At 73.0% G+C, this 11,476-nt stretch carries 12 protein-coding genes; 6 read left to right on the top strand and 6 right to left on the bottom strand.

Annotated features, from left to right (window positions below; genetic code table 11):
• Positions 1-552: 552 nt before the first annotated feature.
• Positions 553-1,671, bottom strand: a complete 1,119-nt coding sequence (locus ACSIH6_RS33755) for an NAD(P)/FAD-dependent oxidoreductase (protein ID WP_435112410.1) — start codon at positions 1,669-1,671, stop codon at positions 553-555.
• 135 nt (positions 1,672-1,806) lie between these two features.
• Between ACSIH6_RS33755 and ddaH the strand changes: the two genes are divergently transcribed.
• The 3 genes from ddaH to ACSIH6_RS33740 all read left to right on the top strand — a co-directional run bounded on the left by ddaH (position 1,807) and on the right by ACSIH6_RS33740 (position 4,204).
• Complete coding sequence (ddaH, locus tag ACSIH6_RS33750) at positions 1,807-2,589, top strand: dimethylargininase (RefSeq protein WP_435112409.1); 783 nt, start codon at positions 1,807-1,809, stop codon at positions 2,587-2,589.
• Between the two features lie 163 nt (positions 2,590-2,752).
• Complete coding sequence (locus ACSIH6_RS33745; RefSeq protein WP_435112408.1) at positions 2,753-3,154, top strand: RidA family protein; 402 nt, start codon at positions 2,753-2,755, stop codon at positions 3,152-3,154.
• A 93-nt stretch (positions 3,155-3,247) separates the two neighbouring features.
• Positions 3,248-4,204, top strand: a complete 957-nt coding sequence (locus ACSIH6_RS33740; RefSeq protein WP_435112407.1) for a helix-turn-helix transcriptional regulator — start codon at positions 3,248-3,250, stop codon at positions 4,202-4,204.
• Between the two features lie 5 nt (positions 4,205-4,209).
• Here ACSIH6_RS33740 and ACSIH6_RS33735 read toward each other — a convergent pair whose 3' ends face one another.
• Positions 4,210-4,791: a Uma2 family endonuclease gene (locus tag ACSIH6_RS33735; RefSeq protein WP_435112406.1), complete on the bottom strand. Its 582-nt coding sequence runs from the start codon at positions 4,789-4,791 to the stop codon at positions 4,210-4,212.
• A gap of 136 nt (positions 4,792-4,927) precedes the next feature.
• Here ACSIH6_RS33735 and ACSIH6_RS33730 point away from each other — a divergent pair, with 136 nt between their 5' ends.
• Positions 4,928-5,845: a GNAT family N-acetyltransferase gene (locus tag ACSIH6_RS33730; protein WP_435112412.1), complete on the top strand. Its 918-nt coding sequence runs from the start codon at positions 4,928-4,930 to the stop codon at positions 5,843-5,845.
• Here ACSIH6_RS33730 and ACSIH6_RS33725 read toward each other — a convergent pair.
• Positions 5,823-6,839: a Gfo/Idh/MocA family protein gene (locus ACSIH6_RS33725; protein WP_435112405.1), complete on the bottom strand. Its 1,017-nt coding sequence runs from the start codon at positions 6,837-6,839 to the stop codon at positions 5,823-5,825. The two genes, ACSIH6_RS33730 and ACSIH6_RS33725, sit on opposite strands and share 23 nt — an antisense overlap.
• Before the next feature lie 128 nt (positions 6,840-6,967).
• Between ACSIH6_RS33725 and ACSIH6_RS33720 the strand changes: the two genes are divergently transcribed.
• The gene (locus ACSIH6_RS33720) at positions 6,968-7,384 is read left to right on the top strand and encodes a hypothetical protein (protein ID WP_435112404.1); all 417 of its coding nucleotides are present in this window, start codon (positions 6,968-6,970) and stop codon (positions 7,382-7,384) included.
• On the opposite strand, the gene ACSIH6_RS33715 is transcribed toward ACSIH6_RS33720, so the two are convergent.
• Genes ACSIH6_RS33715 through ACSIH6_RS33705 form a run of 3 tightly spaced genes read right to left on the bottom strand, consistent with a single transcriptional unit; the run spans position 7,371 to position 10,409 of the window.
• Entirely contained in the window at positions 7,371-8,342 is a 972-nt protein-coding gene (locus ACSIH6_RS33715) for a DUF4097 family beta strand repeat-containing protein (RefSeq protein ID WP_435112403.1), read from the bottom strand. The genes ACSIH6_RS33720 and ACSIH6_RS33715 overlap by 14 nt on opposite strands.
• A 46-nt stretch (positions 8,343-8,388) precedes the next feature.
• Entirely contained in the window at positions 8,389-9,093 is a 705-nt protein-coding gene (locus ACSIH6_RS33710; protein WP_435112402.1) for a response regulator transcription factor, read from the bottom strand.
• On the bottom strand, positions 9,090-10,409 hold the full coding sequence (locus ACSIH6_RS33705; RefSeq protein ID WP_435112411.1) for a sensor histidine kinase: 1,320 nt from the start codon (positions 10,407-10,409) through the stop codon (positions 9,090-9,092). Before ACSIH6_RS33705 ends, ACSIH6_RS33710 begins: the two co-directional genes overlap by 4 nt.
• A gap of 215 nt (positions 10,410-10,624) precedes the next feature.
• Here ACSIH6_RS33705 and ACSIH6_RS33700 point away from each other — a divergent pair, with 215 nt between their 5' ends.
• Complete coding sequence (locus ACSIH6_RS33700; protein WP_435112401.1) at positions 10,625-11,341, top strand: (2Fe-2S)-binding protein; 717 nt, start codon at positions 10,625-10,627, stop codon at positions 11,339-11,341.
• Positions 11,342-11,476: the final 135 nt, after the last annotated feature.

Genomic DNA, 11,476 nt, shown 5'->3' with positions numbered 1-11,476 from the left:
CCCCCCCCCCCGACCCCCCCCCCCCCCCCCCCCCCCCCCCCCCCCCCGGGCCCGTCCCGCTCAGGGGCGCGGGACGGGCTGCTCGCCGTTCCAGATGGGGATCTGCTGGTAGTTTTGCTATCGCCAACCTGGTGTGGCTACTATGTGTGTGCGATCTGGGACGCCGGGTGTGGTGCCAGCGTGCGGGGCCCCCTTACCACCAGTGAGATGGTCTGGGGCCTCCCCGTCGCCTCTGGCCACGCCCACATGGCCGGGTCGTGAGGGAACCGGCCCTTCCGGGATGGACCGCGCACGGGATGCGTGCCGCCACCCGGATGCGAAAGCCGAGTCCCAGCCGCCCAAGACCGTTCGGGGCGCGCGGCTGAACGGGGTCACTCCCGAACAGTCCACAGGAACGGTGTAGGTGTTCATGCGTCCATGCTGTCGGCTCCCCCGGACACGCGCCTGAGTACCGCTACTCAACTCCCTTCCGGATCCCGCCGGGTACGGACGGGGCCTCCCCCGCGTTCGGGGTGGCCGACCGGTCCGGGCCGCTCCCGCAGCCGGGAGGGGTCAGGCGGGGGTCATGGGACGGTCGGGCCGGAAGGGGGACAGGTCCACACCGGGGTCCTCTCCCATGGCCAGCCGGGCCGCGACCAGGCCCTGGAAGGGCCCGAAGGTCAGCCCCTCGCTGCCCAGACCGGTCGCCACCACCACACCGGGCAGTCGCTCCACGGGGCCCAGCAGCTGCCGTCCGTCGTGCGTGCACGGCCGCAACCCCACCCGCGTCTCCACCACCGTGGCGTCCGCCAGTTCGGGCAGCACCTCGACCGCGGTGGAGAGGTTGTGCAGCAGGCCCGACGCCGTCACCCGTCGGTCGAACCCGGCCTCCGGTTCCCACGTGCCGCCGGTGACCACCCGGTCGGGGCCGAAGGCCGACACGAAGTACCCGCGCTCGCCGAACCGCACCACCGGCCAGGCGCGGGTGTCGCGCCCCGGCAGCGCGAAGCGCGTCACCTGCCCGCGCACCGGGTGCACGGGCAGGTCCACACCGGCGGTGGCGAGCAGCCCGGCCGACCACGCGCCCGCGGCCACCACGACCACGGGCGCCTCCAGCTCCTCGCTGCCCACCCGCACACCGCTCACCCGGCGGCCGTCCCACAGCAGGCGCGACTCCCCCTTGAAGTAGCGCAGCCCCCGCTCCTCGGCCGCGTTGAACAGGGCGACCCGCGCCGCCGCCCCGTTCAGCCGGGCCATGCCCTCCACGAACACCCCGCCGTAGGGCTCGGGCAGCAGCGGGAACCGCTCGCGTGGCTCGCCCGGGGCCAGGCGCTCCACCGCGCCCATCGTCGCGAACTCCGGGCGCTCGGACAGGGTGCGCAGCAGGTCGAACCCGGCGTCGTCCCCCTCGCGGTCCACGGACAGGCCCCCGACCATCTCGTAGCCGGTGGCCTGACCGTCCTCGGCCAGCTCGGCCATCAGTCGCGGGTAGTGCTCGGCCGCGCGGGCCTTGAAGTCCCACACCGGCGGCTCGTCCCACGGCAGCGGCCAGGGGAAGACCACCCCCAGCCCGGCGGCCGTGGCCTGCCCGGGGTGCGAGGCGTCCACCAACGCGGTGGACACACCCTTCCTGGCCAGGTGGAACGCCGCGCTCGTCCCCACGATCCCGCCGCCGACAATGATCACGTCCATGACCACCACCCTGCCCCCGCCCGCTCCGGCGAACAAGCCGAACGACCCGCGTGCCGCGTCCGGAAAACGGGTACGGGTGCGCGATAGGTTGTGCTCTTCCCAGATCCCGGTGCCGCACCCCTGGAGGACGTGTACATGGACGGATACACCTACTACGGGGTCGCCCTGATGCGCCGCCCCGGCCCCGACCTGGCACGGGGCATCGTCACCCACGTCCCCCGCGCGGAGGTGGACCCGGTCCTGGCCGCGCGCCAGTACACGATCTACCAGGAGGCCGTCGCCTCGGCCGGATGGCGGGTGTGCGAGGTCGAACCGGCGCCCGAGCACCCCGACGCGGTGTTCGTGGAGGACACCGTGGTGGTGTGCGAGGACCTGGCGGTCCTGACCCGTCCCGGCGCGCAGGAGCGCCGCGGCGAGGTGGAGGCGGTCGAGGCGGTGGCGCGCACGCTCGGCCTGCGGGTGGCGCGGATCGAGGCGCCCGGGACCCTGCACGGCGGTGACGTGCTCCAGGTGGGCTCGACCGTCTACGTGGGGGTGGGCGGGCGCACCGACGCCGAGGGCGCCGCCCAGCTCGAACAGTTGCTCAAGCCGCTGGGCCGGGAGGTCGTGCGCGTGGGTCTGGGCGCGGCGCTGCACCTGAAGTCGGCGGTGACCGCGCTGCCCGACGGCACGCTCGTGGGCCTGCCCGAGCTGGTGGAGGCCGACGCGCTGCCTCCGGTGCGCCGGGCGACCGAGGAGCGGGGCGCGCACGTGCTGCCCCTGGGCGGGCGCGACGTGCTGGTCAGCGCCGCGGCGCACGAGACGATCCACCAACTGAGTGCCGACCGGTGGCGGGTGCTGCCGGTGGACATCTCCGAGTTCGAGAAGCTGGAGGCGTGTGTGACCTGCCTGAGCGTCCTGATCCCCGACCGGGTCTGAGTGGGCGGCACGTGTCGGCGGAACCGGTGCGGCCGAGCGCCGACCGGGTTCGCCCCCTCCTGTCGGGGGAGGCCGCGCCTCTGCCCTGGGCAGAACCGGAACCCGCGGCCCGCGCCCGCTCGTTGGTCGGGGTGCCGCCGACCGACACGACTCCGGGAGCCCGATGAGCGCCGTCCGACTGATCCGCAGCCAGACCCTGACCGACGCCGTGGAGTACGCCTACGCCGCCACGGCCCAGGCGCCCGCGCGCGTGGTGTGGACCGCGGGCGCCTGCCCGCTCGACGAGGACGGCCGCACCGTCGCGGTCGGCGACTACGCGGGCCAGGCCGAACAGGTCATGCGTAACCTGCGCACCGCCCTGAACGACGCCGGCGCCGACCTGACCGACGTCGTCAAGACCACGATCTACGTCGCCTCCAGCCGCCAGGAGGACCTGGTGGCGGCCTGGAAGGTGGTGCGCTCGCACATGGGCGAGCACGACGCGCCCGGCACCCTGCTCGGGGTGTCCGTGCTCGGCTACGAGGACCAGCTGGTCGAGGTGGAGGCGGTCGCCGTGACCCGCTGAGGTGCCACTCCCCCGCCCCGAGCATTCCGCCCGACCGGCCGGTGGCAGGAGTGGAGGACCGAAACCGTCCTCCACTCCTGGCACACTGCGCTCATGAGAGCGACCTCCGCGCGCCTGCTGCGCCTGCTGTCCCTGCTCCAGACCCGCAAGGACTGGCCGGGCGGCGAACTCGCCGACCGCCTCGAGGTGAGTCCGCGCACCGTCCGCCGCGACGTGGACCGCCTCCGCGAACTGGGCTATCCCATCCAGGCCACCATGGGCACCGGGGGCGGCTACCAGCTCGGCGCGGGCGCCGCCCTGCCGCCGCTGCTGCTGGACGACGACGAGGCCGTGGCGGTCGCGGTGGGGCTGCGCACCGCGGCCCAGGGCGGGGTGTCGGGGATCGAGGAGACCTCGGTGCGCGCCCTGGCCAAGCTGTTGCAGGTGCTGCCCTCGCGGCTGCGGCGCCGGGTGGACGCCCTGGGCGCCTTCACCGTCCCCATGCCCTCCGACGGGCCCACGGTCGACGCCGACGTTCTGGCGCTGGTGGCCGCCACCTGCCGGGACAGCGAGCGGCTGCGCTTCGACTACGAGCGCCACGACGGCAGCGCCTCGCGCCGGGTGGTGGAGCCCCACCGGCTGGTCGCGCGCGGGCGGCGCTGGTACCTGGTGGCCTGGGACACCGAACGCGACGACTGGCGCACCTTCCGGGTGGACCGGATGCGCCCGCTCACGCCGACCGGTCCCCGGGTGCCCCCGCGCGACCCGCCCGAGCAGGGGGTCGCCGCCTACCTCCGGGAGCGCATCGACGTGCACATGTGGCCCGTGCAGGCGCGGATCAGGCTGTTGGTCCCTGCGCGGGAGGCCGAGCGCACGGCGGCGGGCTTCGGACGGATCGAACCGGTGGACGAGCACTCGTGCGTGCTGGTGTGCTCCGGGGACTCGCTGCTTCACATGGCCTGCTACCTGGGCATGCTCGACGTGGAGATGGAGGTGGAGGAGCCCGCCGAACTGCGCGAGCACATGTCCCGCCTCTCGGAGAGGTTCGGCCGCGCGGCGTGTCGGACCTGAGGATCTCAGATGCGCCGCTGCACCTCACTGAGATCGACGTCAATGGGGTAGGGCTGTTCCACCTTCAAACGCCCGTGGTGGATTCCCATCGGGACATAGCACGTCTTCACCTGATCCAGCTCATAGACGTAGACAACAGGATCGCCATCATTGTCCTCAACGCGCCAGAAGTGAGGAATGCCTGCTTCTGCATACAGAAGGGGCTTTCGCTTTCGGTCACGTACTGCTGATTCGGGCGAAACCACCTCAACGACAAGCAACACAGACTCCGGTGTGTAACCTGTCTGGTCCTTGCCTGTGGAACTCTCGGCCTCGACAACCATGAGATCCGGCTCCGGCCTTTGGCTGGGTGCCAGAGTCAGGGAGATCTCGCGACGCACGCGGTACCTGGACGGAGTCGAGGAATACAGTCCAGCCACGAGCACATCCAGCAATGCGCTGTGGAACACCTTCTGGGGGCTCACGAGAACGAGGCTTCCGTCGATCAGTTCTGTATGGGGGGGCAGGTCAGGTATAGAGTCCAAGTCCTCGGCTCTGAAGCCTCTGTCCGGAGGGAAGAGCCAGTCCGGTACCGGTTGTGCGCACATACCCGCCTACCCCTCGTGGGAAATCCCTGTGCGGCAATCGTAGCCCGACCTTCTCCTGATCGGGCGGAGTTCGCCCGAACGCGCGCCAAAACCACTACTTTAGGGAGTCGTTTACTTCCGGAGAGTAGTGAAAGTAGTGGTGCAGGTGACCGTCCACGACCACGGCCCCGAACTGCGCGACCTGAGCGCGCCGCCCACCGTCCGGGACCTGTGCCCCGGCTACCGCCTCGCCCGCTGGGACTCCCCCGCGGCCCTGTCACCGCCCTGCCGGGAACGCCTGCACCGCGTCCTGCGCGACCTGGCCGCACGGGCCTTCGGCGCCGACCACTCGTCCTACTGGCGCGCCCGGATCGACGCGGGGTTCTTCGACCAGGTCTCCTCCCTGGCACTGATCCTGGGCCCCGACGGCTCCCCCGTCGGCTGGGGCGGCTACCATCGCCGCCGCTTCGCCTCCCGGCGCGCCGTGTACCTGGACGCGGCGGGTGTGGTCCCCGCCCACCGCCGCTCGGGCCTGTCCGCGGCCCTGATGACCCACTTCCTGGCCCGCGAGATCCTCGCCCACCCGCTCCGGACCACCTACGTCGTCCTGCGCACCCGTCACCCGGCCGTCTACGCCGCATGGCGCCAGAGCCTGGGCGACGCGCGCGTCTTCCCCAACGAGCTCCGGCCCCTCCCCGTTCGGGTCCGGCGCGTCGCGGGCGAGGCCGCCGAGTGGCTGGGCGACGGGCCGAACCTGGACCCCGACACGCTGCTCGTCCACGACGCCTACCGCGTGTTCGACGGCCGGATCTACGGCACCCGGCCCCGCAGCGGCCACCTCGCGCTCGACGACTACTTCGCCCACGAGGTCGGCCCCCGCGACGCCCTGCTGATGGTGGTCCGCATGAGCGTGCCCGCCCTGGCGCGGGCCACCGCCGGACGCCTCCTGCACACGCGGCGGCGCCCGCAGGAAGGTGGGGACCTTCCCGCGGGCGCCGGGGAACCCGCGTATGGGATCGCTCCCAAGAGGGAGAGGGAGGGAGCGGCCGGGTTCATGCCAGGGGCACGGCCTTGACCGTGGCCGGGCTGTAGACCAGGCTGCCCACGTCGCGGATCTGGTCCATGATCCGGGCCAGGCGCAGGCTCTCGGCCCAGGGCATGTCGGGGCTCTCCCGCTCGCCGGCGGCCACGCACCGCGCGACCTCCTCGGCCTCGTACTCGTAGCCGTTGGCGCGGAAGGGGCGGGAGAACGCCTCCGGCTCGTGGCCGTCGCGGTGCAGCACCACGTCGGTGGCCATCCAGAAGCTCGGGATCTCCAGCCGCCCCTTCGTCCCGGCCAGCACTCCCCGGTTGGGCAGCGTGGTCCGCGAGGCGCACGACAGCGAGCCGGTGCCCCCGTTCTCGCCGCGCACGAGCACGGTGGTGGCGGTGTCCACCATCCGGTCGGGCGACAGGTGGCGGGTGGCGCCCACCACGGTCAGCTCGCCCAGGTGCTGGGAGGCGAAGGCCAGCGGGTACACGCCCAGGTCGAGCAGGGCGCCGCCGCCCAGGTCGGCGTTGAAGAGGCGGTGGTCGGGGTCGTAGGGGGCGTTGAAGCCGAACTCGGCCGAGAGCCAGCGCACCTCGCCGATCGCGCCGTCCTCCACCAGTTCGCGAACCAGGCGGGAGGCGGGCAGGTAGCGCGTCCACATCGCCTCCATCAGGAAGAGGCCGCCCTCGCGGGCCGCCTCGACCATCTGCGAGACCTGGAGGGCGTTCATCGCCATGGGCTTCTCGACCAGGACGTGTTTGCCCGCCCTGAGGCAGGTCAGGGTGTTGGGGTGGTGCCAGGGGTGGGGGGTGGCCACGTACACGGCGTCCACGTTCGGGCTCTGGGCCAGGTCCTCGTAGCTGCCGTGGCGTTCGGGGACGTCCCAGGACCGGCCGAACTCCTCGGCCCGATCCGGGGTGCGCGAGCCGACCGCGGTGAGCCGGGCCGTGGGGGTGGACCCGAGCGCCTCGGCGAAGGAGTGCGCGATGCCGCCGGTCCCGAGCACGCCCCAGCGCAGTACGCCGTTTTCATCTGTCATGGGAACATCCTAAAAAACACGGCCATGTCGGGGTGCGGGCGGGGAAGGTACTCGGTTTCCCCGGCTCCGGACCGTACGGTGGCCAGGAGACGGGCGAGGGCGCCCGCAGGCCACGAACGGAGGGGGACATGTCGGACAACCCAGGCACTCTCGCCCAGAGGCTCGGGGTGCGCCCCGGCGACCGGCTGCTCGTCCTCAACGCCCCCGAGCGCTACCTGCGGCTGCTGGAACCGCCCCCCGACATCCACATCGACCTGGGCCCCATCGAGGGAGCCGACTACGACGACGTGCACCTGTTCGCCCTGGACCGGGGCACCGTGGGCCGCGAGGCGCCCCGCGTCCTGGACGTGGTGGGACCGCGCACCCGTCTGTGGGCGTGCTATCCCCGGCGCGGCGGCACCATCATCACCGACCTGGCCGCGGACCGGGGCTGGGACCCGCTCCTGGACTCGGGGTGGCGCGGTACCGCCCAGGTGCCGATCGACTCGGACTGGGCGGCACTGCGCTTCGAGCGCGCCGGAGCGGGCCGACCTAACCCGACGTGACGCTCAGGGTGCCGCTGACGGTGTCGGCCTGGATACGGGCGTCCCCCTCCGGGGAGGTGTCCACGTCCACGTGGCGTTGCCCGGACGCGGACTCCCCGGTGACCTCGTAGACGCCCTCGGGCACCCGCACGTCGACACCGCCGCTGACGCTCTCCAGACTCAGCAGGTCGAAGGCGTCGTCGGTGACGACCCCGATGCCCCCCGAGACCGTGGAGACCTGCGCCTCGGTGAAGCCCCCGCCCACCTGGACGCCGCCGCTGGTGGACTCGGCCACGACCGTCCGCGCGCTGAACCCGGACACGTCCACGTCACCGGACGTGCTCGCGGCCTGGAGGTTCTCACCCGTTCCCTCGGCGGTGATCCGACCGCTGGTGGTCTCGGCGACCAGGTCACCCTCCACCCCGGTCACGTCGATCGTGCCGCCGATGGACTCGGCGGTGACGTCGCCGCTGTTGCCGTCCACCCTCACCTCGCCGCTGACGCTGCCCAGCTCCAGCTCGCCGTCGACGTTCTCCACGCTGATCCGGCCGCTGACCGTCTCCACTGTCACCGCGGTCCCCACCGGGACCGCGACCTCGTAGTCGATCCGGCAGCCATCGAAGAACAGCACGCCCAGGCACTCGGCCTCTACCTGTAGGGCGCCGTCGTCCTCCTCGATGACCTCCACCGGCTTGGTGAGGGGGGTGGCGCGCAGGGTGCGCTCCACCTGCACCCGCTCGGAGCCGCCGGTGAGGACGACGTCGCCGCCGGTGTCGTTCTCGATCTCCACGGCCTGGGGCGCGTCGTAGGCGTCGCTGCGGCTGCCGCGGTCCACACCGACGTTGCCCAGGACCGAGACGGCGGTCGCCACCACCACTCCCAGCACCAGCACCGCGCCCAGAAGCAGCCACGGGCCCACGCGGAACCTGCGCGGCTCCTTGCTCGACGAGGCGTACAGGCCCCGTGCCTTGAATGTCACTGTCTTTCCTTCCTCGCTGGGCTCGCGCCCCCTCTGGTGTCCGCGGTCAGTCCCGGTCCGCGCCGCGCAGGTAGCGCAGCACGGCCTGCACCCTGCGGTGGTCGTGGTCGTCGTGGCCCAGGTCGAGCTTGGTGAAGATCGAGCGGATGTGCTTCTCCACGGCGCGTTCGGTGACGGTCAGCCGCGAGGCCACGCCCGCGTTGTTCAGCCCCTGCGCCATGAGCTCCAGCACCTCGGTCTCACGGGGGGTGAGCCGCGTCAGGGCGTTGTCCCGTCGGCGGCTGAGCAGCTGCGAGACCACCTCCGGGTCGATGGCGGCACCGCCCCCGGCGACCCTGCGCAGCACCGACAGGAACTCGTCGATGTCGGCGACCCGGTCCTTGAGCAGGTAACCGACCTTGCTGGCACCGCTGCCGAGCAGATCGGCGGCGTAGCGGCTGACCACGTGCTGGGACAGCAGCAGCACCGCCACCTCCGGGTACTTCTGGCGGATGGCGATACCCGCCTGGATGCCCTCCTCGGAGTAGGTGGGCGGCATGCGGATGTCGACCAGGCACAGGTCCACGTCGGGGTGCTCCTCCACCGCCCGCATCAGCGCGTCGGCGTCGCCGACCTGCTCGACGATCTCCACCCCCGCGTCCTCCAGCAGGCGGGCCATCCCGCTGCGCAGCAGCACCGAGTCCTCGGCGATGACCACCCTGGGCCCCCTCTCCTCGAGCTGGACGGGGTTCGCACCGGTGTACACGGTCATGCCTCCCAAGGGATGTCGGCGGTCAGGACGGTGCCCTCACCGGCCGGGCTGTGGATGGTCAGGACGCCGTCGACCGCGTCCACGCGGTCCCACAGGCCGTTCAGGCCCGTGCCCGCCCCGGGCTCGGCCCCTCCGGAGCCGTCGTCGGTGACGGTGAGCCGCAGCAGGTCGCCGCCGTTTCGGGCGGGGCGCGCCACCCGCTCCGCGGCCACGGTGACCGCGGTGGCGCCGGAGTGCTTGGCGACGTTGGCGAGCGCCTCACAGGCCACGTAGTAGGCCACGCCCTCGGCGCGCGGGGAGGGGCGTTCCTCGAACTCGACGTCCACCCGCACGGGAACCGGGGCGCGCCCGGCGGCCACGGGCAGGGCCGCGCCCAGTCCGTGGTCGGTCAGGACCCGGGGATGGAGCCCGCGCGCCACCTGGCGCAGCTCGTCCATGACCTCCCGGGACTCGCGCTGGGCCTCGGTGATCAAATCCAGGGCCGTGTCGGGGTCGGTGGCCACGCGCGAGCGCGCCCGGGTCAGGGTCATGGTCAGGGCGAGCAGGCGCTGCTGGGCACCGTCGTGCAGGTCGCGTTCGATGCGGCGGCGCTCGGCCTCGGCGGCGTCCACCATGCGCAGGCGGCTGTCCTGGACGTGGATCAGGCGGCGGCGGATGCGCACCTCGGGCGCCTCGAACAGCAGCCTGCGGTGCAGAAGGACTTCGGTGGCGACCATGTAGGGGGCCAGGCGCAGCCCGACGAGGGCGCACAGCGGCCCGAACACGACCAGGACCAGGGGGCCGACCAGGTCACCGGGGGAGCCCAGCACCAGCACGAACACGATGCCGATCAGGGCGCCCACGACCGACGCCCCGCCGCACACCACCAGCGCCACCACCACGCCCCCGGCCAGCAGGCCGTGGAACCCGGCGACGGTGCTGTAGACGACCGCCGACCAGGCGTCGCGGCCGAACACGAACCGCCAGGTGCGCACGAGCGGCTTGTCGTGGGCCAGGGGGTCGGGCGGGCTGGTCTCCACGATCCCGAACACGGTGTCCAGCCGGTTGCGCTGGACCCGGCAGGACAGGCGGGCCAGCAGGGTCGCCAGGGCGGGGAGGCCGACCAGGAAGGAGAGCGAGTCCGAGAGCATCCGGTCGGGGACGAGCCGGGACACCTCGGGCAGCCAGGGGCCGGAGACCGCGAAGCCGGCCCAGGTGGCCGAGGCGACCAGCATGAACGCGGGCACCAGGTAGCACAGGGCCAGGGCCAGCGAGGTCATCAGGTGCAGGACCTCGACCACGCGCACACGCCAGCCGGACCCGTAGGCTTCGGCCACGCGGGGCAGACCGGCGAGGGCGGTGGGGAACCCCCCTCTCCCGCCGTTCCTGGCGCTGGCGCGCGTGCTCTGACCGGTCACGCAACCAATCTAGGTTCGGCGGCCGGAAGGCACGAACCCATCAGCACGTGGAGTGCCGGTGGTGCTGGCACCACTCGGGCACGGCCGGGGGGAGAAAGGCGGGTACGGGGGTGGGCGGAGCGGGGACGACGGCGGTGCGGCCGGTCCTGGCGCAGGTCGGCCGGGTCAACATGATGTTCGCCGTGGAGACGGCCCCTCCCGGCCCGGGGTGGCTGCCGTTGGGAGGCCGCGAGGCGCTGGCGTCCCGCGTCCTCGCGGCCGAGGTGGAGCGTGTGCGTGACCGCCTGGCGGAGTTGGCGGGACGGCCGGACGCGGTGGTGGAGTGGCGGGTGGCGGCGTCAGTGTTCCAGCAGGGGCTGGCGACGCGGCTGCTGTCACCGGTGCTGGCGGCCGGGCTGTGCCACGGGGTGCTGGTGGACGCGGCGCGCTTCCACTGGGACCCGCACCGGGAGGGGCCGGTGGTGCTGCGCACCTCGCAGGACGGGGCCGCGACGACGACCGGCGGGACGGCGGAACTGGCCGACTGGGTCGAGCGCACGGTGGTCCTCGGCGTCCTGGTGCGTGCGGCACGGGGACTGGCCGGGGTGGGCAGGGTGGCGCCGGGGCTGCTGCGGGGCAACACCGCCGCCGCCCTGGCCGGGGCCGTGCGCGCCCTGGGCGCGGACCGGCCCGCGGTGCGCGCGCGGGCCGAGGAGGTGGCCGCGGACCTGCTGGGGCGTCCGTCCCTGGCCGGGACCGGCGGTCACACCGGGGTGGACGCCTCGGGGCTGGGGGTGTTCCGGCGCACCACGTGCTGCCTGTACTACCGGATTCCGGGCGCGGGGTACTGCGGGGACTGCGCATTGCGGTGACCCGCTACTGGGTTTTCCGTGAGTTCTGCGCGCGTGAGGGGCTCAACCCCCGGTGATCACGGCGCAAGGAGCGGGCCGGTGAGCCTTCGCGGTCACCGCGTCAGGGACCCGCTGGACAGAGCCTCCGGGGCCGCC

This window comes from Nocardiopsis synnemataformans (assembly GCF_965343085.1).
Lineage (GTDB): Bacteria > Actinomycetota > Actinomycetes > Streptosporangiales > Streptosporangiaceae > Nocardiopsis > Nocardiopsis alborubida.
This window is presented reverse-complemented; position numbering and strand designations above follow the sequence as displayed.

Excerpts from the sequence above, each read along its gene's own strand:
- ACSIH6_RS33720 (WP_435112404.1), top strand. The coding sequence starts at position 6,968 with ATGTCGGACAACCCAGGCACTCTCGCCCAGAGGCTCGGGGTGCGCCCC.
- ddaH (WP_435112409.1), top strand. The coding sequence starts at position 1,807 with ATGGACGGATACACCTACTACGGGGTCGCCCTGATGCGCCGCCCCGGC.
- ACSIH6_RS33725 (WP_435112405.1), bottom strand. The coding sequence starts at position 6,839 with ATGACAGATGAAAACGGCGTACTGCGCTGGGGCGTGCTCGGGACCGGC.
- ACSIH6_RS33710 (WP_435112402.1), bottom strand. The coding sequence starts at position 9,093 with ATGACCGTGTACACCGGTGCGAACCCCGTCCAGCTCGAGGAGAGGGGG.
- ACSIH6_RS33755 (WP_435112410.1), bottom strand. The coding sequence starts at position 1,671 with ATGGACGTGATCATTGTCGGCGGCGGGATCGTGGGGACGAGCGCGGCG.
- ACSIH6_RS33745 (WP_435112408.1), top strand. The coding sequence starts at position 2,753 with ATGAGCGCCGTCCGACTGATCCGCAGCCAGACCCTGACCGACGCCGTG.
- ACSIH6_RS33735 (WP_435112406.1), bottom strand. The coding sequence starts at position 4,791 with ATGTGCGCACAACCGGTACCGGACTGGCTCTTCCCTCCGGACAGAGGC.
- ACSIH6_RS33740 (WP_435112407.1), top strand. The coding sequence starts at position 3,248 with ATGAGAGCGACCTCCGCGCGCCTGCTGCGCCTGCTGTCCCTGCTCCAG.